This is a genomic window from Psychrobacter sp. N25K4-3-2, from assembly GCF_015351755.1.
Taxonomy (GTDB): Bacteria; Pseudomonadota; Gammaproteobacteria; order Pseudomonadales; family Moraxellaceae; genus Psychrobacter; species Psychrobacter glaciei.
Window position 1 is genome coordinate 39,604 of sequence record NZ_JADKLX010000001.1, and the last position, 20,413, is coordinate 60,016.

11 protein-coding genes, 1 tRNA gene and 2 pseudogenes are annotated in these 20,413 nt (G+C 41.5%); 8 read left to right on the forward strand and 6 right to left on the reverse strand.

All coding sequences use genetic code 11. From position 1 onward, the window contains the following. Nucleotides 1-324 precede the first annotated feature (324 nt). Together IOD06_RS00165 and IOD06_RS00170 are read left to right on the forward strand one after the other, a co-directional pair. Nucleotides 325-1,671 carry an APC family permease gene (locus IOD06_RS00165; RefSeq protein ID WP_194618427.1) on the forward strand — a complete coding sequence of 449 codons (1,347 nt, stop codon included), beginning with the start codon at nt 325-327 and terminating at the stop codon, nt 1,669-1,671. A 1-nt stretch (nt 1,672) separates the two neighbouring features. After that, nucleotides 1,673-2,611, forward strand: coding sequence for an acetamidase/formamidase family protein (locus IOD06_RS00170; protein WP_194618429.1), 939 nt, complete (start codon nt 1,673-1,675; stop codon nt 2,609-2,611). Nucleotides 2,612-2,798: 187 nt separating this feature from the next. Here IOD06_RS00170 and IOD06_RS00175 read toward each other — a convergent pair. After that, nucleotides 2,799-2,891: pseudogene (locus IOD06_RS00175) on the reverse strand (IS5/IS1182 family transposase); the annotation flags it as partial. Between the two features lie 475 nt (nt 2,892-3,366). Between IOD06_RS00175 and IOD06_RS00180 the strand changes: the two are divergent. After that, a complete protein-coding gene (locus IOD06_RS00180; RefSeq protein ID WP_194618430.1) occupies nt 3,367-3,909 on the forward strand; it encodes a hypothetical protein in 543 nt (180 codons plus the stop codon). Nucleotides 3,910-4,150: 241 nt separating this feature from the next. Then, a pseudogene (locus tag IOD06_RS00185) lies at nt 4,151-4,402 on the forward strand (integrase core domain-containing protein); the annotation flags it as partial. Nucleotides 4,403-4,567: 165 nt separating this feature from the next. Here IOD06_RS00185 and IOD06_RS00190 read toward each other — a convergent pair. From IOD06_RS00190 to IOD06_RS00200, 3 genes are all read right to left on the reverse strand, one after another. Then, a tRNA-Arg gene (locus tag IOD06_RS00190) sits at nt 4,568-4,643 on the reverse strand. Between the two features lie 73 nt (nt 4,644-4,716). Beyond that, on the reverse strand, nt 4,717-5,511 hold the full coding sequence (locus IOD06_RS00195) for a hypothetical protein (RefSeq protein WP_194618434.1): 795 nt from the start codon (nt 5,509-5,511) through the stop codon (nt 4,717-4,719). Between the two features lie 79 nt (nt 5,512-5,590). Further along, nucleotides 5,591-6,139, reverse strand: a complete 549-nt coding sequence (locus IOD06_RS00200) for a hypothetical protein (protein ID WP_194618436.1) — start codon at nt 6,137-6,139, stop codon at nt 5,591-5,593. Nucleotides 6,140-6,578: 439 nt separating this feature from the next. Between IOD06_RS00200 and IOD06_RS00205 the strand changes: the two genes are divergently transcribed. The 4 genes from IOD06_RS00205 (at nt 6,579) to IOD06_RS00220 (ending at nt 18,840) form a co-directional block, all read left to right on the forward strand. After that, complete coding sequence (locus tag IOD06_RS00205) at nt 6,579-11,195, forward strand: exodeoxyribonuclease V subunit gamma (protein ID WP_194618438.1); 4,617 nt, start codon at nt 6,579-6,581, stop codon at nt 11,193-11,195. Between the two features lie 248 nt (nt 11,196-11,443). Continuing rightward, complete coding sequence (locus IOD06_RS00210; RefSeq protein WP_194618440.1) at nt 11,444-15,979, forward strand: UvrD-helicase domain-containing protein; 4,536 nt, start codon at nt 11,444-11,446, stop codon at nt 15,977-15,979. 74 nt (nt 15,980-16,053) lie between these two features. Beyond that, nucleotides 16,054-18,264, forward strand: coding sequence for an exodeoxyribonuclease V subunit alpha (gene recD / locus IOD06_RS00215; RefSeq protein WP_194618442.1), 2,211 nt, complete (start codon nt 16,054-16,056; stop codon nt 18,262-18,264). Between the two features lie 54 nt (nt 18,265-18,318). After that, nucleotides 18,319-18,840: a MepB family protein gene (locus tag IOD06_RS00220; protein ID WP_194618443.1), complete on the forward strand. Its 522-nt coding sequence runs from the start codon at nt 18,319-18,321 to the stop codon at nt 18,838-18,840. 78 nt (nt 18,841-18,918) lie between these two features. Here the strand turns inward: IOD06_RS00220 and IOD06_RS00225 are convergent, their stop codons facing one another. Together IOD06_RS00225 and IOD06_RS00230 are read right to left on the reverse strand one after the other, a co-directional pair. Further along, complete coding sequence (locus tag IOD06_RS00225; RefSeq protein ID WP_194618445.1) at nt 18,919-19,482, reverse strand: hypoxanthine-guanine phosphoribosyltransferase; 564 nt, start codon at nt 19,480-19,482, stop codon at nt 18,919-18,921. A gap of 90 nt (nt 19,483-19,572) precedes the next feature. Next, complete coding sequence (locus IOD06_RS00230; RefSeq protein ID WP_189582129.1) at nt 19,573-20,241, reverse strand: hypothetical protein; 669 nt, start codon at nt 20,239-20,241, stop codon at nt 19,573-19,575. Nucleotides 20,242-20,413 lie beyond the last annotated feature (172 nt).

Below are 20,413 nucleotides of genomic sequence, written 5' to 3' on the forward strand. Positions count from 1 at the left end.
GGCGCTTTCTTAGTATTACTCGAATATGTCATACATTAGACGTGAAGCTATCAAGCTACTACGAGTGGGCAAGTTGTTGTATGAGCTTCCAGTAAATTTCTATACAAAACTTCAATAAAAGATATGGAAGAAAATAATATAGAACAACAGTCTATAGAAAATATAATATCTACTTAATTAATTAGTAATGTACCAAAAAGCCTACATAGACTTAGAGGCGTTTACTTATTTTAAAGGAAAAGTCAGCATTACTTTGCTGATCGAAGAAATAAAAAGCATTTTAAAATACTAAAAAAGGAATTTACAAATAAAAGGAATTTATCAATGAGTGAGAATACTCTTGAAAGTCTTGGCTACAAGCAGGAGCTTTCACGAACACTAGAGCTAAGAGATCTTGTGATCTACGGTCTTATCTTTATCGTTCCTATTGCACCCTTCGGCATCTTCGGGCATGTAATGAGCGCCAGTGGTGGTACGATTGTGACTGCTTATATAATAGGGCTGGTAGGTATGCTATTTACTGCTGTGAGTTACTCACAGATGGCTAAAGAGTTTCCTGTAGCAGGTTCTGTGTATTCGTATGTTTCTAAAGGAACTAACAGTTTTGTCGGTTTTGTCGCTGGTTGGATCATGCTATTGGATTATGTTCTTATACCTGCATTGCTTTATGTGGTAGGCGCACTTGCTATTCACGACATTTTCCCTTCGATTTCACCAGTATTCTTGATCATCGCTTTCGTTATCTTTAATACTTACGTCAATATTCGTGGCATCAGCTTCACTGCATTGTTCAATCGTTGGATGTTAATCGCTGAACTTATCGTTCTTGCAATATTTCTGGTAGTAGGGGTTGTTGCCATTAGCAATAATGTCAACGGAGCTATGTTCTCGATAGCTCCTGTTTACGATGTAGACAACTTTTCAATGGGATTAATTATTTCTGCAGTACCTATTGCTGTACTAAGTTTCCTTGGTTTTGATGGTATTTCTACCTTAGCTGAAGAAGCTAAGGGGGGTGGTAAGGCCGTAAGTAAAGCGATTTTCCTAGTGCTGTTTATTATTGGTGGCTTATTTATTGCTCAAACGTGGATTGCGGCCTTGATACAACCTGATCCAGAACAGTTCAACAACCTTGATACTGCATTTTATGAAACGGCTCGTATCGCTGGTGGCGAATGGTTGGGAGTGCTGACAGCAGCAACGACAGCGATTGCTTGGGGTATCGCGGACTCACTAGTCGCGCAGATCGCAACAGCGCGTATTCTTTACAGTATGGGACGTGATCGCCTGTTGCCATCGGCACTTTCTCGTGTGCATTCCCGCTACAAGACACCATATGTCAGCACGCTGTTGGTAAGCGTGATATCTATTGTGGTTGCGATTGCTTTTATGTCTCATCTTGCTCTGCTGACATCTATTGTCACTATTGGTGCTTTAACAGCCTTCTTGATCCTAAATATTAGTACCATCTATTACTTTGTGCTTAAGAAAAAGTCTTATAACTTCTTTCTACATATTTTGAGCCCGTTGCTTGGCATGGCTGTTGTGGGATACATATGGAGTGGCTTTGAAAGCTATACTATTATTATTGGTGCCATCTGGGCTGCAATAGGCGTTGGCATTTATTATTTGGCAAAAATGCGTGGCCGCCAAGTCAATATGGAGATTTAATATGAAATTCAAGACGATTCATGATGTTCATCATTGTTTTGATCATGATCTTAAGCCTGTTGAAACTATAAGTTCCGGTGATACCCGACGATTCGATATTCTCGATGCTAGCGGAGGGTTGATTACTCGTGACAGTAAGGCTGAGATTCTTACTCGATTGCCTATGGATGCTCTAAATCCTGTCTGTGGCCCACTATTTATTGAAGATTCTGAACCAGGTGACGTTATCGAAATTGAGCTTTTAGATTTCGAACCTGGTGGCTGGGGATGGACAGGAATAATACCTGGTTTTGGTTTGCTGTCTGAAGAGTTTACAAAGCCATGGTTGAAAATTTCAGAGTATGATAATGAGTCAGTATATTTTCATGATGATGTCGTTATTCCTTTCCGACCATTTGCAGGGACTATCGGATTAGCACCTGCTGAGCCTGGTGCGCACTCCATTGTTCCTCCGCGCATATGTGGCGGAAATCTAGATATTCGCGATCTAGTAAAAGGGTCTAAGCTCTACTTACCAGTTCAGGTGCCAGGCGGCCTTCTTAGCATTGGTGATACACATGCATGTCAGGGAGATGGAGAGGTATGTGGCACTGCGGTTGAAACGCGGATGGCAGCTACAGCGACAATAAGATTGCATAAGGGCGATAGTATTCCTGCCCCCATGTTTGATATGCCCGCTGTTGCCAGCGATAACCATAATGAGGGGTATATTGTTACCACAGGAGTGGGCCCAGACCTTATGGAAGGTGCGAAAAATGCCGTTCGCTTCATGATTGATCGGCTGAATAAAAAAGCTGGTATGGACGAAGAGTTAGCTTATGCCCTGTGCAGCGTAGCCGGACAGCTAAAAATCAGTGAAATCGTTGATCAGCCGAACTGGGTAGTATCATTTTACATTCCTAAATCAATTTTTAAGGCACATAGTCTCAAAGCTATGTAGATTTCAGTGAATTATTCAATCATGGCCGGATTTACTATTTGGCTATGATTGCATACGCCATATAGCGTATATCATCTGTTAAAAAGCAATTGACTTCTCACTACCGGCTCAAAGAGTGATACGCAGCTTAATTATCATTAAATAAGTTTCTTATATTTGTCATGACTATCCTTCTACCTAAAGTTATTTACCATAATTTCTCACAAGCGAGAGCGACCGTATTTTCATAACTCTGCTTAAGCTTATCAAATCTAGTTGCAACTACGCTGTAGTTTTTCAAACCCCATATTGAGATCCTTACCTAGATAAAAACATGCGAGCGAAAAAGCCTTTCAAGCTATGAAGTATAAAGCTTGAAAGGCTTTTTTTGTTTTGAGAATGATGAATTGCTTTTATATTTTTAATGGATTTTGAGATTCTAAGTGCCTTGAAATCAAAAGCTTTGACTCCCACCTCATTTTACAAAAACATGAATATCATTCACTATCTAATATAATACTACGAAAAATATTAAACTAAAACCAACTCAAAAGATTCTTATATTAAATAAGGACAATCTATTTATTGGTAGTGATGCTAGAAAGTAACCAACATAGACCTACCTTTAGATGATTTTTGAGGCCCGAACATTACTAATATTTTCAAAAGATTGTTACTGCTTGACCCTTGACAACAGTTGATGATATATTTCGTAGCGTGGCGGATTCCAACCAAATTTAGGGTGTTTCGATAAATAATCTTAGGAATAAAAATAAATGATAAAAAGATTTGATCGGGCGGATGTTGAAAAGCTTTCACTAGAGTTTGCTAAAGAAATGATCGATTTTAGCGATGGCGGTAGTAATGCAATGATTGAAGAGCATTTAATCAAGCGTGCTACAAACATGGCTATTGCTTGGCTTGAAGGAGAGGATTTACGTTCGAAAATGTTTGAGCAGCAATGCGCTAACTGGATCGATTTGGCTGAGGTAGATATTTCAAGCCTTAATTTAGAGTCATATAAAAAATATTGGTTTATAGCGCGCGAGCACGGTTCTACTAATCCTTTTGAGTTGATTCATGGTAAATTTATAAAGCCAGTTGAAAGTAAGCTTGTAGATGCCGGAAAATACAACAAATACTATGCCTCGTTTGCTGATATTCAAGATGACAGAGGCACCAATTACATAGCTCAGTATATTATCCCTGCAGAAGATGGGGCGATATTTAATCAAGACTTTGAGCCATTAGCACCCAAAGGTGTAGTGGTTAAAAATAAAAGCTTTTCGTCTACTATACATATACAGCCGAAACATTAATGTTTGTGTAAGCGATGAAAGCCCCTAAAATATTAATAAGTCATCTTGGTAATAAGGCGGCTTTTTTTATGCCTGATTGATTTAGTCGCGCTTAGCACATGCCATGAGGCACCAGTTAGCAGATGACGACTGCGACATACTATGTGAACCGCCCCGAAATTGTCGGAGACTTAACATTCTGAGAGAATACGACAATGAAGAGACAAACCTACACTCCTGAGATTAAAGAACGCGCCGTTCGCATGTTGATAGAGGTAGCAGGCGACTATCCATCCGCTACACTTCTAGTATGACTGACTCTGGAATTATCGCTTCTGTCGGCACGACTGGCGATTCATATGACAATGCATTGGCTGAAACGGTCGACGGGCTTTATAAGTCTGAGGTGATGCATTATTTAAAAGAGAGCTGGAATGGGGTTAATGATGCTGAACTGGCAACTCTTGAGTGGGTAGGTTGGTTCAATAAAAAACGACTGCATAGTACGATTGGTTAGGTGTCACCTTTTGAGTTCGAAAAACGGTATTGTGATAATTTAACCCTGTTATGCAAAGGTATCGTAAGTTATATAAAGTTGTGATGTGATATATTAAGCAATCAAAAGACCCCACAGCGTATAGGCTATGGGGTCTTTTGATTGCTTCTGATAATATTCATGTGGTGCGCCCACCAAGACTCGAACTCGGATCGATCGCTTAGGAGGCAACTGCTCTATCCTGTTGAGCTATAGGCGCATTATGGAGTGCTATTGTAAAAAAAAGCCTGTACAAAAGCAATGAAGAAAAGACAAATAGAGACAATTTAAATTTATTCGCTGTTGCTCAGGGCATCAGAGACATCTACTGGGTTGTTGCCTGTTGCTTTTTTTGCCCGTGATGTTGGTTTGAACAAGTCATTTACGCTGTTTTTGTAGCCACTGATGTTTTCATAATCATATTTCTTCAATATGTCTTGCCCTACACTCGAAAGTAAAAAGTTACGAAAGCCGATCGCTGTAGGGTTGTGTGTCAAAATAACGCCATCAAGCGCATGCTCGTCTTTTAACGCATAGCTGAAAGAATTCAGGCGACGTGCTTCAGTATTATCCGTTACTGCAATTTTATTTGCTTTCACACTATCAGAGTTATCTTTAGCGGTACTATCAGTCTTAGCTTTGCGCTGGTTGTGCTTACCTTGCTCGACGTCGATCTGGGTTTGTAAGGGTGACAGTCGCTCGGCTGACAAGCCATCATCAGCAATAATTATATCGGTATTGTTGATAACAGACGTGCCATTAGTATCGCCCTCTGGCAAAGTCAAAAGCGCTCTCGAAGGTACATAGCTTGCCAACACCTGCACATGCGGATAGCGGGTTTTAAAGCGAGCGATAACATGGTCTAGTGGGGTTTGCAAACTGTCCTCTACTTGCAAATACAAAGTGCTATCGGTGGTAGTTTTAGCATCGTCTTCCGTTGCCCCAGCCATTGGCTCATTCTCGCTTGCCATAATGGGCAGCGGGTCTATGTTTTTACGATTGCTACTCCACAGCCAAGTAAAGACAGCGATAAGTATAATCAGCAGCAGCAAAAGCAGGCCAGCCAATAGCAGCTTGTAGTCTTTCATATATTATCGTTCTTGTTTTAGTGGATTTAATTAAATCTTCAAATGGCATATAGTGAGTGATTTTCTGCTAAATATAAAGCTATTTATACAAGACCTCTTCTACCAAGTCTGCCAGCATATCAGCAAACACATCCGTTGCTTGCAAGTTATCATCTTGTTTGCGTGCTTTTTTGGTATTGCTATTTTGTACACGGCTCTGCTGTCCAGTGCTCTTGTTATTGACTGAGGGTGACTTGCTGTTTAGCGGTGCAGTAGAGTCAGTTTCGCCATTGCTGATAGCGCCTGTCTCAGTATGCGCTGCTAATGGTGATTCACCTGTTAATAGTCTGTCTTTTAACCATTTAAACCCATGTGCCTCCCACCATGCTTCAAAACGTGGCAATGTGCTACCACGTACCGCCACAGGCAGATCTAGCGTTCTCAATTTCTGCGCAAGTAGAGGATCGCTGATAGCTTGATGAATACTCAGATAAAGTGAGCTACTATCATCCTTATAGGGTCGTCTGTTCTGCCATGATCTGTCATCGATTTTCATACGTGGCAATTGCCACAACTCACCGCGATAATACACGACGTATAAGCGTTGTTTTGGATGGACAAAAATGGCATCAATGGGACGCAATGGCATAATATTAAGTAATCTCGTCAATAGAAAGTGTTATTTATATACAGGTTGTAAAGGCCAATTTAAAAACCGCAATGAAATTATTTCATAATAAATATGAATGATAGTATAAAACGACACTAAGTGTCGCAAGCTTATTATAATGTCGGCTCTACACTAGTAAACGATAACCATCAATGGCACACTGATAGCGAATTCGGCATGTCAACGTCATCAATGGATATGTAGAATTTGCTACTATGGTTGTTTTTGTTTATGGCCCTCATGCTAGCAGAAATGCATAACAGTAACGACCATCAAACATGGATTGATGAGTATTGATTTTTGTTTTGTCTGGACGTTTTATAGCGTTTTTGAAATTGGATACAGACATCCCATCTATAAGTTAAACCTTTTTTATCAATCTTAGTATCTCACCCTTATTCCAATCAGATTATTGTCTATGTTCACTATTATTCAGTCGCACCGTACCGAAAACCTTGTTGATCAACTGCTTGTACAATACCAGTCCAAGGATCAGCCTGTTTTTGAGCCTTTTATTGTCATTGTACCCTCAATGGTATTGGGCGATTGGTTGGATAAGACTATTGCCAGTCGCGCTGGCATTAGTACATTGGTGCGTACTAAGTTCTGGGGTCAGTATCAATGGACGCTGATGCAAGATGTATTAACCCGCCATAACGCTTCTTTATTAGCGCAAAATCCTGAAGCGGAAACTCTAAACGTGCCCGAAGTGGCGGTGTTGTCACCGACAGTAATGCAATGGCGATTGTTTGGGTATTTGACTTACTATCAAGAGTCGATTGTTAAAGATGAGAAGCATCCGGTTCATCCATTACTGGCGTCTTTGATTGATGAACCGCAGGCAGATGCTCAGCAGGACAATGTGCGACAGGATAAGGCGCAACAAGATGCCCGTATTTGGCAGTTGGCAAGCGATTTGGCAAGGGTGTTTAACCGCTACTTGACCCATCGTGAGGATTGGCTGGCGCTATGGTCACATAATAAACCGCTGAATGTGGATGAGTTGATAGCGGATAAAGATGCACTGTCACTGCGCTTTGATAAATATGCGCGCGGCACGCCTGAGTGGTTGGTCGAGCATTATGTTGAGTTGGAAGTTGCCCAACGTTTTTTATGGTCGCATTTGTTCGCCGATGTTCATCTACACCGCGTGGCACTGGAGCGTGCGTTCTGGTCGGCCTTAAAAGATAACAAGGCGAATGAGCGTGACCAGTTGCCAACCATACTGCGTATCTTTACCATCCAGCAACTGCCACAGACCGAGCTAGACTTTCTACAGCGCCTGTCGCAATACATGAATATCACGCTATTACATTATAATCCATCAAAGCTATTTTGGGCGGATATCGTCGATAAATCATGGTTACAGCGTCAGCAGATTATTAATCCTGAGAGTGTGTTTTTGCGTGATTACGGTCACAGTTTGTTGTCGCGTCTAGGGAAGCAATCGCGTGATGCTTTTGCAATGCTTGCTAACTTGTCTGGTAATGAGCAGTACGACGATGCACTGGTTGAATGGCAAGATAATTTTGATAGTGGTTTCAATGATGAGGTTGCTGCTGAGTATATTGATGATGCTAGTAGTACTCAAAATAGTCCAAGTTTGTTAAGGCGTTTACAGAACGATGTGTTGATGCTTGATGAGCAATCGACCCAGCAAGCAACGGCTGCTACAGTCTCGCAAGCGGTAAGTCAACAAATAGAGCCAAACTTTGATGAAGAGAAGCCAGAAACGGCTTGGTATGAAGATGAAGCGTTAGAGAATAAGCGCTTTGAAAAAGACCGTTTTTGGGCAATTTCTTCGCAAGATAATAGCCTAAGCATTCATTCGTGTCATAGTTTGCAGCGTCAGCTTGAAGTGTTGCGTATTATGATTGGCCGTTGGTTGAACGAACCTATCAAACTAGGTGAAAAGAAACGTCATATCTCTGACATTGTTGTGCTGCTACCCGATGTTGAACGTCATCATGCACTAATTGGTTCTATCTTTGTCAACGGTAAAGGTCAGGATGGTTTGACCTTGCCTGCTAAAGTGACTGGTGTTGTTGATGCTGATATTCGCCAGTTATGGGAAGCCATTATCGGTTTTTACAAACTATTGGGTAGTCATAGCGCTCGTTTTGAAGCAGCTGAAGTCTTAGACTGGCTCATGTTACCACCTTTATTTGAAAGCTTTGGACTGACTCATGAACAAATGAGCCGTGGCTGTGATTTGTTGGTAGAGGCAGGCTTTATTCGCGGTTTTGACGAGCTGCATCTTAAGCAAACTTTGGATAGTAATGACTATGACTATCGCTTTAGCTTTGCGCAAGCGTTAGACAGATTGACCCTAGGTCTGGTCATGCCAGAGGCTGAGTTGAGCGATTGCTTGTATCCTTTAGATGAGGATGAATGGCCAAGCACTGCGTTGCCAGAAATGACTTTGCCGCTACCACAAGTGAGCCTAAATGATGCGCTGATTGTTGAAGCGCTTTGCCGCATTTATACTGGTTTGGTTGCACGTCGCGATGACCATACACAAAAAATGAAAGCGGAAGATTGGCTCGATCAGATTGAAACACAAGTTATCCATCGCTACTTTGGCGATGTGGACCAAACGCGTACTATGCGCGCCATTTACAACGCAATGAATGGTTTTAAGTCCAGTCTGCGAGCCAATCGTCACTATAGGCAGTACGCTAGTGGTGATATCGACAACAGAGAAGTAGAACAGAGGCTGGCAGGTGTGGAGCAATTGCCGCTCAAGCTGAGCTTTATGCTAGACAGTATCGAAAACGAGCTTGAAAGTCAGCAGGTCAGTGCTGAGCCAACGGGAGTAATTACCTTTGGTCGATTCGGTGCACTAAGAAATGTGCCATTTGAGTTGGTGGTTATGCTCAATATGAATCTCTCTGAGTTTCCTGGGCGTGATCGTGATAACCGCTATGATTTGATGAAAGCGACCAATGCTCGCCGCGGTGACAGAGTCAGTGAAGATGATGACAACGGCGCATTTTTGGATGCGCTACTGTGCGCGCGCAGTGCTTGCTGGATGTTTTACAATGGTCAAAGCTTGACGGACACGCATGAGCATCTGCCCGCCAATCCAGTGAGTGAGCTATTGCAATTCTTGCAAGGTGAGGTGCAATGGCAGGTGAACTCGCTTGAGACATTACCTAAGGATATTGACCCCAACACCGAGAGTCTCAAACGCTATTTGCCTAAATTGATTAAGCAGTGGCTAGTAACTGAGCATCCTGCACTGCCTTTTCATGAGAGTCTGTTTGAGACAGAAATTGAAGGCGCTGATATTTTTGAGCAAGTGTCTCCTGATATTGATGACAATGCTAATGCCAATGCCAACGTTAATATCAATGCCCAGGATTCAAGTCCTGTTGATATGATTGATGAATTGGATGCTCTATTAAATACAGCCATGCGCAAAACCAAACTGGCTCAGAAAAAACAGTTTCCGCCTGCGCCGCTTTGGCAAGCGGTGTTTGATACATTGAAAGGGCGAGTGGCGAGTGAGCAGATGCAACTGGTTGGCTTACCCACAAAAGCACAATATGAGTCAATTGCTCAGGTGCTAGGTCAAGGCTTGGGTCAGCTAGGTCAAGTAGACAATCAAACCTTGTCTACATTGGCTGATATGCTAGCGCTAGATACAGTTGTTGATACTAGCAATGTTAGTAGCATGACAGAGGCGCTCATCCAAGCTTTATCTGATAGCGTATTTAATATTGGAGAGATAGACATTGAAGGGGTATTGGCTTACCAAGTGCGCCATCCTGCCAAAGCGTTCTTACGGTCTCAAAAAGTGCATGTGGTACAAGGTGAAGAAGCTCTGTCGCATCAAGAGCCATTATTTTTAGACAGTTTGACTACCTATAAAATCAAAGACCATTTGATCAAGCAGTTGGTCGCTGATAAGACTGAGGCAGATAGCGGTCATATAAAGGCTGAAAGTACCACTCCAATTCTGATGTATCAAAAAATTATGCCTGCTGGTGTCGCTCGCCAGACCACGCTACCCAATCAACAAAAGAAACTGCAACAACAATGCTTGGAGTTCAAAGAACAATTAATTGCTAATGGCTTTGATGAGAGCAGTATTCTCAACGAGAGTGGAGCAGATAGCGCTACAGTATTACAGCTACTGACACCAACCGCCGAGCACCCTGTTCAGATAGAGCTAAAAAATATACTGAGTAGCATGGATAATGAGTCAAGCAATCAGACGAATATAGAGGATATAGAGGATATAGAGGATATAGAGGATATAGAGGATATAGAGGATATAGAGGATATAGAGGATATAGAGGATATAGAGGATATAGAGGATATAGAGGATATAGAGACACTGCTTAAGCTGCTGCCGAAAGTTATTAAGATAAAGGGCTCAGTACCAATATTAGCACCAATATCAGTGCCGACAGATGCGCATAACAGTCACTCTCATATTCAGGCAGGCGTGCCTTATGCTCAGCAATCGCCTAAGCAATGGTTAAACATATTGCCCAATTCTGCCAGCCCTAGGCATTTACTTAAGTTTTGGTTGTCACATTTGTATTGGCAAGTGGCCAGACGTACCACTGCCGAGCAAGTGGTATTAAATGATGGCGTGAGTATTTGGCGCTTTAATAAGCCCAGCTCGCAAGTTAGTAACTATAAAGATGTAATCGCATTTAAACTAAGCCCGATCGTGTATGAAGACGCAGTAATTGAGCTGATAAAATGGGCTATTTTTGGTAAGTTAACGGGTCAAGTACCTATTACGTTACTGCCAGAATATGCACTTAATTACCTTGATAAGTATCTAAAGCCTGAAGAAGGTGCCGGTAATAGCTATTGGCCAAAACGTGCCGACTTCTCAGACTGGTTAAGACCTAACTACAATTCAGATACGGTATATGATACTTGTTCGCAGCATGCAATTTGGCAATATGTACTGCGTGACCAAGATGCGTTTAAGGCTTTGTCAGCAGCTCTGACTACATTAGCGCAGCCACTGTATGAGCCGATGTTTAATGCGTTAACTAACTTAGATGGTTAGCCCATTATCTAGAGCAGCCCCTAATTAATTTTTGCTATCTTGTTCTAGGGCGTGTCTTCATTTCAAAAATGGTGATAAAAATGAGATAAATTGCCGTCAAACGAGGAAAGTAGTGCAGATAATATCGGGATATTAACCAGCTGTTTGACGATGTTTGGCAAAATTTAGCTGTTTTTAGCCCATTTAGATAACTATCGAGTGAATTGAAGATACGCCCTAATAAATAATAATTAAAAGTATGCGCCCATATGACAGACTTCATCGAACCAGCTAATACCATTGACTCGTCTACACAACCGAATTTATTTGATGAATATTCAGATGAGCTGACTTTATCTGCTGTGCCTGAACGTAAAAATGATGTCATACCGGCAGTTGATGTTGATCTGACGGGTAAACACCTGATTGAAGCCTCAGCGGGCACGGGTAAGACTTGGACGCTGACTGGTATTGTACTGCGCCTACTGATCGAAGCGCGACGTGCGCCAGAGCAAATCATTGCTACGACTTTTACTCGAGCTGCCGCTGCCGAAATGCGTCAGCGTATCCACGATCGTTTGGTAGATTTTTATCAGCTATTACAATGGGTCAATAGCCTAAGTGCTGATACTAGCAATAAAGAGAGTCTCTATCCAAACATACTACAAGTCATGCCTGAGAGTAATAAAGACGCACAAGTAGGCAGTAATTCAGATGTAGATGCAAACGTTGAAACAGGCATTGATGATTTAAATCAAGACCTTGCTGCTGATAAGCAAGTGGCGGCTGAGAAACGTCAACAAGCAACGAAAGACCGTGAAGATTGGTTGGTTAATCAGGCCAAATATGTGCGCTTAGATGGCATTATGCAAGATCCTATCAACCTGCATCTCGTCGGTTATTTGCTAGATCACGTATACAGTTACCCAATGGCTGAAGCTATCAGACGTACCGCATTGGTACTAACCACCTTGGATAAGCTATTTGTAGGTACGCTCGATAGCTTGGCGCAAAAATGGTTGACGGAGTACAGTAGCGAGACTGGTCACCAGCAGGGCATGGGCATTATTGAAGACAGCAGTATTGAACAAGTTACCGATAGCATTGTTCATGATGAGCTGCGTCAGTTTCAGAGCCGCTTATACTATGAGCAGCCTAAACTTTACGCGCTAATGGATCAGCAAGGTAAGCTGTCTGCAGTAGGCGATCATAAGAAATATGTGACTCGCTCGCTTAATTTTATCTCTGCGCCGATTGATGATATAAGGATTGAGAAAAGCTTTGACTTTGATGCATACGAGAAGCTAATCAATGAGTTTTCTCAGTTAGATTTAGCCGATATCCAGCCTTATTTAAATCCTGATTATAGAAAGTCTCAAGGCTTCAATGGACGTTCTAACTTATTTAAACAGTTTGATGCCATTATCGAGGTGCATCAAAAGATATCGCAGTATCAGCTGACATTTAATAGCTATTTAAATGAAAGCGAGAATAAGATTCTGACATCATTGCAGGATTCTAGATATCCCGATGAAGATGGCAAAATTAAGCACTTTAATAAGAATAAAGAAAAAGAGCATCAGACGCTTTTTGAGTTAGAGACCATTAGTAAGTTAATGGCTATCTTAGACATGCTTGATAGTTTAAATCAGCATATTTTGTTGGTATTAGCCAATCTTAACCGTCATATTGTGCTGGCTGTGCGTAATAGACTGCCAGTTATTTTGGAAGAGCGTGGCGAGACGACTTTTAGTCTACAAATGGTACGCTTAAACCAAGCGCTAACTGGTCGCCAAGGAGACAAGCTGGCGCGTTATATTCGTCATCACTATCCTGTGGCATTGATTGACGAGTCGCAAGATATCAATGGCGAGCAAGCCATTATGATTGAAAGCATTTATTTGCCAAAGAATAAGCGTAAACAGTCGGACAATGACAAGCAGTCAACCACTAAGAAAGCCAATCATGAGTTTCTGCTATTGGTTGGTGATCCCAAACAGGCTATTTATGGGTTTCGTGGTGGCGATGTAGCCAACTACAACTACATGAAAGCTCAGTTTGATAAAAGCGCCCTTTGGACGCTTGATATCAATCGCCGTTCAAATGCCGGTGTGATTAACGCATTGAACTGTTGGTTTGGTATGGCGAATGCAACAACTACTGAGAATAAACTGTCGCAGCTAGGTGCTGGTATTCACTACCAACATATCAAAGCAGCAAAACCGGAATATGAGCTGTCTTGGTTTAATGCGTCAGATAGGCTGGATGATGTACTGGTGACAGAGGTGCTTTCTGCTCAGCCAGTGAGCTTATTACACCTGCCTTATGACAAGGACAAAGAGTTTGATTACGATGAGCATGAAATAACAGCTCGCCATATAGCCACTTTGCTTAATAGTGGTCAGACACTTAAAGGTAAGCCGATTCAGCCGAGTGATATTGGGGTGCTGGCACGTGCCAAAAAAGATCTGAAAAGGGTCGAAGATGAGCTGGTAAAACTTAATGTGCCGACCTTGACCACCAGTGACGTCAGTATCTTTGAGACTATTATGGCAGAAGATGTGGCGGCGCTACTGAGTGCCATGCTGTACCCATATCGTCATGACATGATTAATCGGGTGTTGACCAGTCATCTATATGGACTGAGTATTAAAAACATCAAAGCCATGATGACAGACCATGAGTCAGGCATTACTGAGGGCAGTAGTACAACAAGCTTCCATGCAAACCATTCTAATTCGAAAGACTTCTCAGCTAATGAAGCTACTGATACTAAAAAAAGCTATCAAGACTTTATTACCTATCTAAAAGAAGGTGCACAGCGTTGGCAGCACTTTGGCATATTATCGGCGCTACATTATTTATTAGATAAAAGTCCCGTGCAGCCGCAAGGCGTATGGCAGGCCTTAGCTGCTCATCCAGAAGGTGACCGTCATATCATGGACTTGCGTCATGTGATGGATATCTTGGCGCAGTACGGCCTCGGTATGGGTGAGCATGAGCTACTGGCGTGGTTCAGGCAGCATATAGATGCAGCACCCAGCAGTGATTGGGCTAAGCAATATCCGCTACCGACAGAATCTGGCGTGCAACTGATGACCATTCATAAGTCAAAAGGACTTGAGTTCCCTATTGTCTATGTATTGGGAATGGGTGATGCCAGCAGGAAGTCTGGCAATAAGGAAGACTATGGGCTGTATCTATACAACGCGCAACAAGCGCCTTCAGCGCTAGTGCGGCAGTCGATAGAAGTACAGCAGTCGCTAGACAGTCAATCAACAGGAAATCAGCGCCGCTTCTCACCACTGCAAGGCTCTGCCACGGATGAGGGTTACTATACCGATATCGAGACACAGGAGGGTTTTGATGAGATAAGACGGCTTGGTTATGTGGCATTTACTCGAGCCAGTGAGCAGCTTTATGTTGTGCTGCGAGATCCGAGTAACAAGACAGGGTTTGAGCTAAAGCCAGTGTTTTATTGGTTTGAATCGCCAGAAGCAAAGTTCGAGCTACCTGACAGGCTCAAAGGCATTGTAGGTATGCTTAGAGGTCATAAAGTTAATGAGTTTTATGACAATAATTACGCAAGCAATGATGCTAACTCAGCAGGCGTAAATGATAATGTTCAACTGGTCGCCACCAAATCAAATACTCATAAGCCTACAACAGAATCTATTGAGTACGCGCCCTTTGCAGAGGTGATGAAAACCAATTATTTTTATGGTTGGGCTAAGACCAGCTTTACCGCCTTAGCACGTCAGCTAGATGAATCTACACAAGCAATGGCGATAGTGGATGAGCGTATTGATGATGCGATAGACATTGATATGACAGAGTCTACAGTTTCGGATATCTCTTTACTTAATAACGATGAATTTAGAGAACAAAACAGTGAACTCAGTCTCAAGTCAGAGGATGATATTCGTTTTACTTTTGTCAAAGGCGCCAATGCCGGTACGTTTTTGCATGAAATATTTGAAAAAATTGATTTCAATAATAAATCGCAGTGGTCTCAGGTGATTGATAGAGCGATTAGTAGCTATCAGTTGCCGCTCATATATAGTAGTGCTGAACAACAGAGCCGCAGATCACAAGGAAGGAAGAAAGGAATCAACGGTGTCATTGATTTCGATTCAATAGATACAACGAAGCATGAAGCGTTAATCAATTGGATTGAAGAAGTGTTACATGCGCCATTATTATCTTCTAATCAACCTTTGATTACTCTTAATAAAGGTAAGCGATTTGCTGAGTTAGAGTTCAACATGGGGCTGTCAGAAAGGTTTAGAGCACAGGATATTAGTAAGCTTTTCCAACAGTATTTACCTGATGAGACAGATAAGCACGTCATTTTAGTGCCACAAAACAAAGCACATCTATATCGTTATTTGCGTGGTGAGATTGACTTAGTATATGAGCATGCTGGCAAGTATTATGTGGTCGATTATAAGAGCAACTTTTTAGGAAATAGCCTAAGCGATTATAATGAAAGTACGCTAAAGCAAGCAATGTCCAAAGCAGGGTATTGGCTACAAGCAGCGATTTATCAAGTGGCTTTACATCGGTTCCTTGCCATGAGAATCAGTGATTATACGGGTAACGAAGATAAGTACTTAGGCGCTGTAGAGTACGTGTTTTTGAGAGGTGTATATGACCCAAATGCTCAAGCATCTACTACTGTATCACAAGGTGCTGATACGCCTAGTAGCAGTATAAAAAATCATGGCTGCTATGGATTGGTCACTTGGGATATTCCCATCGACTTTATCAAAGGTTTAGATGCACTATTTGGCACGCCAGATTAATAAACTTAATATGACAATTAAATGGGCAAATATTGTTATAACATTTAATCAGACCAAAAAGAGACAAGCACACGATGAGTAATAATAACAATAAGAACAAGTCAGCCATCAGCTTACAAGAGAGCTGGGCAAGTAGTCTCAGTGATTATATTTTGCTACGCCGTCAGCAAACCCATGTAGCATATGACGCGGTAGATGCAAAGACGAATGATGAGAGCAAAAGAATCAATAAGTCGGAAAACAATGACTTATTTACGGCTTTATTCGTTATGTTGGCCACTCATTTGGAAGAGGGCCATACTGTATTGACCATTGAGGCAGCGGAGCATGATACGCCGCTACAAGGTCAAATTAATGGTGAGTTGGTCGCACTATATGCGTGGCAGCAGAACTTACTAGAGATGATGGCAACGCCAATACTCGCATTAATGGACGCTAAAATAAACGCGCCATCAGAAGATGACTCTTCAATTGAGCTGTCATTATTTGGCTCATTAGATGCTTTGTTTAGTAAACGAGCTCAGCTATGGGCGCAGCTAGCACTTAGCAACTATGAAAAAGAGATGCTGGTCAAACGGTTTGATGCAATAGCTACGTTATATCAGCGTTTGAAAAATAGTGACTCAGTTGCTTTCGTTCAGTCAATTCATGAGAATACTTTATTTGCTAATGTTGATGCGAATACTGATAGTAATAATAAGCAAAATAGCCTAAGTAAAAATAAACCTATCATGTACCAAATGCAAAGAGTCGAAAAAGACAATGAGACAAAAATATCGGCCACCTTTTGGTTACACCGTGCTTGGCAGGCAGAGTTTAATTTAGCAAAAAATATCAACAATATCTTAAATCAGCAGGTAAGCCCTTTGCAGATAGCAATGCCTGAAAACCTTCATAAGCACCAAGTGAAAGCAATCAATGTCGCGAATAATAATGCGTTTAGTATTATTACTGGTGGTCCAGGCACAGGTAAAACATATACCGTGGCTCAATTGGTCATTGCGCTGCAGCAAGCGACAAAGAGTGGGGGGGATGGGGCTGAGCATATTCGGTTCAGTACGGACAGTGCCAGTTTGGCATTGGCAGCACCTACTGGTAAGGCTGCTCAAAGAATGCAGGAGTCTTTACAAGCGGCTTTAGATGCGGCAAATGTAGAACTACAGTTGCAAGAGGCAAAAACCATTCATCGCTTGTTAGGCATTGGGCGGACAGGTAGACCTCGTTACAATGCTGATAATCCATTAGGTGAAGATATTATCATCGTTGATGAAGCATCGATGCTCGGGGTCGAGTTGGCCAATTATCTTGTGAGTGCGGTAAAACCAGGTGCAAGGCTGATATTATTGGGCGATGCGAACCAGTTAGCAGCAGTAGATGCAGGGGCTGTATTGGCTGATCTCTGTCGTATTCCACGACTACAAGCCATTCATGCAGAACTAACCGAAAGCCGGCGATTTAGCGCAGAGTCGGGAATAGGAAAGCTTGCCTCTCAAATTAATAAAGTAGAGGTAGATACACAAGCCATTTGGAAGTTGTTAAGACAAGATGAAGCGTTGAGCTTTCAATATGTCAATACGCTGCAAACGGAGTCTATATTAAATGATAAAAAAGAAAATAGCCTAAGCAATAAAAATTTATTATTAAAAATTACCCATAATTACAATCCATACATAAATAAAATTCAAAATTTACTGGAAAATCCAATGGAAAAATCCGTGCCAAATTCAGTTGAAGGTACTATTACGTTATTAATGAAAATATTTAACCAATTTAGAGTCTTAAGCGCTGGTCATAATGGTGAGTGGGGCGATCATTATATTAATAACTACCTTACCCAGTGGCATCTTGCTGAGCTAAAGCTACTATTGGGTCAAAACACATGGTTCCATGGTCGACCTGTTATGGTTTTACAAAACAACTATGAGCTTGGGCTATTTAATGGTGATATTGGTTTTTGTTTGCAGACCAGCGATGATAGAACCCGACTAGAAGTGTTTTTTGAGAATAAAACACAGGGAATTGCGGTCAATTTACTGAATGAAGAAGTCATCGCCACCGCATATGCCATGACTATTCATAAGTCGCAGGGGTCTGAGTTTGATCATGTAGCGATTACTTTTGATAATAGTCATGAAAGATTACTGAGTAAAGAGCTTATCTATACAGCAGTGACTCGTGCTAAGAAACAAGTGACCATTTATAGTACCAAGCAAGCTTTCGAACGCGCTGTCAAAACACCAACTGAGCGCCATACGGGCTTGGCATTACAGTTTTCTAAGCTTTAATAGATAAGTATTACAGGATATGAAAGTACAAGATATATAAAAGGAGGGCTAAAGTTGCATACCTTTGATAGTGTGCTAGATCATATCAATGAAATCATTTATGAGCCTCACCAATTCATTGTATCCTCGATTAAACAGGAGGTACAAAACTCTGAATACGCAGCAGGATTATTTACCTTATCCTCTCGGTCGGCTATTAAAACAGCTAGAGGTAGAGTGGCTAAGCAAACAACTACCAAAATAGGGCAGTTCGTTACCTTTTGGGAAAAGGACACCACAGGCATTAATCAACCTTTCCAATATGATCAGTCACCAGACTTGTTAGTAATCACGACATTTAAAGACAATCATACATTTGGTCAGTTTGTTTTTCCGAAGCATGTCTTGCTTAAGCATAATATCCTTCAGTCTCATTCTACAAAAGGTAAGATGGGCATAAGGGTCTATCCTAGCTGGGATAAGCCAACCAGTAATACGGCTTTAAAGACTCAGAATTGGCAACTCGATTATTTCTTCACGGTTACTGATACAGGCATACTACCTACAGAAAAAATACGAGCATTGTATAAGTCATAAAATCTAAGCAATAAAAAAGCATCCAATTTGGATGCTTTTTTATAACTCAAATATTTTTAAGCATTTAAAGTATAAGACTTAAATTTTGCCTTCTTTGATTGCATAGATACCAGGCAGATGGCGCAAGTAGCCATGAAAGTCCATACCACAACCATAAACATAACGGTCTGCAACATCAATACCCACAAAATCAACGTCAAAACCGGCAACTTTACGATCGTGTTGCTTATTGAGTAGGACGCAAGACTCGATAGACAATGGCTTTTCTTTACCCAGTTCTTCAACGATGGCTTTTAGAGTGATGCCTTCGTCAAAAATATCATCAATCAATAAAACGTGTTCGCCTTCGATGCTAACATCAGGCTTAAATTTCCAATCAAGCTCACTGGTACCTTCGTTATCACGATAGCGTGAGGCATGGATATAATGCATGCGATGATAGAAAGTAAGGTGAGTAAGCAGTTGACCGGCTGGGATAAGACCACCGTTCATAACGACCATAACGATTGGGTTTAAACCCACATAATGTAGGTTGAGCTGCGCTGCAAGGCGCTCATAAGCAGCGGCTACTTCGATACTGCTGATAAGGCACTCTGAGTTGCGTAGGGTTTTTTCAATTTCTTGATTACTAATTTGGGTCATGAGTTGCGCCTTGGATAAAAGTGCCACCTATTTTAGCAAATTTTAGCAAATTTGCCCAACACTACCTTTTTAATAAGAATATAAATTTTATTATGATGGCTTTTTTACAATGAATGGACGGTAATAATTGGCCAAACGATTCAGTGATGTATCAGGTAGGTCCGGCAATAACTTGTTCAACGCCATACTCATTCCTTTATCAATGGCGGCTTTGGCAACTGGCACAGACTTACGTTTAATCATGCCAAGCTTCAGCGTTTCAGCAAAGCGACTGACAAAGTGGGTAAGCGTCTCTTCATTCACAGTTTCGAGTGCTGTTTTGAACTTCGCTCTATCCACATGCTCAGGTGTAATAGCGGCAAAACCTTCATCGATGGTTTTTGCATCTGAGTCTGACAATTTGAAACCTATACGCTTGACACCTTCATTGTCGATAAATGTGGCACGATCCCTTAAGAAATGAAAGCTAGGAAGCACTTCTTCATTGTTCTCTTTACCCAATAAAATATTGAGTAGGGTATCGGTCGCACGCTCAATCGTTACAACAATTTTTCGCATAGAGGCTTGACGCTCGGGATTAGGAATAATATCTACCAAGCCAACCAATAAGTTATCTGTAAGGTCGCGAGCCGTCTGATGCGTGAGCGCATCGCGATACGGGTAATAATCCACTTGCTCATTTGAAGCAATGACTTGCTCGGCCTCAATGATTAATGCTTTTAATTTATCTGAAGGTACGAATCCAAAATAATGTTCCATGATACTTCCTTTATTTGTTGTTTTTTATGTCTTACTAGCATTACATTTATCGTCAAATCGGTTATTATTTAAACAAAGTCTTTAATCTCAGGCTCATCACACGAGATGCGAATTAGTGAAATGCCCTAGTTATAAAATACATGACTTTTGCATGACTTTGTTGATTGGCAAT

Excerpts from the sequence above, each read along its gene's own strand:
- IOD06_RS00165 (WP_194618427.1), top strand. The coding sequence starts at position 325 with ATGAGTGAGAATACTCTTGAAAGTCTTGGCTACAAGCAGGAGCTTTCA.
- IOD06_RS00170 (WP_194618429.1), top strand. The coding sequence starts at position 1,673 with ATGAAATTCAAGACGATTCATGATGTTCATCATTGTTTTGATCATGAT.
- IOD06_RS00180 (WP_194618430.1), top strand. The coding sequence starts at position 3,367 with ATGATAAAAAGATTTGATCGGGCGGATGTTGAAAAGCTTTCACTAGAG.
- IOD06_RS00195 (WP_194618434.1), bottom strand. The coding sequence starts at position 5,511 with ATGAAAGACTACAAGCTGCTATTGGCTGGCCTGCTTTTGCTGCTGCTG.
- IOD06_RS00200 (WP_194618436.1), bottom strand. The coding sequence starts at position 6,139 with ATGCCATTGCGTCCCATTGATGCCATTTTTGTCCATCCAAAACAACGC.
- IOD06_RS00205 (WP_194618438.1), top strand. The coding sequence starts at position 6,579 with ATGTTCACTATTATTCAGTCGCACCGTACCGAAAACCTTGTTGATCAA.
- IOD06_RS00210 (WP_194618440.1), top strand. The coding sequence starts at position 11,444 with ATGACAGACTTCATCGAACCAGCTAATACCATTGACTCGTCTACACAA.
- recD (WP_194618442.1), top strand. The coding sequence starts at position 16,054 with ATGAGTAATAATAACAATAAGAACAAGTCAGCCATCAGCTTACAAGAG.
- IOD06_RS00225 (WP_194618445.1), bottom strand. The coding sequence starts at position 19,482 with ATGACCCAAATTAGTAATCAAGAAATTGAAAAAACCCTACGCAACTCA.
- IOD06_RS00230 (WP_189582129.1), bottom strand. The coding sequence starts at position 20,241 with ATGGAACATTATTTTGGATTCGTACCTTCAGATAAATTAAAAGCATTA.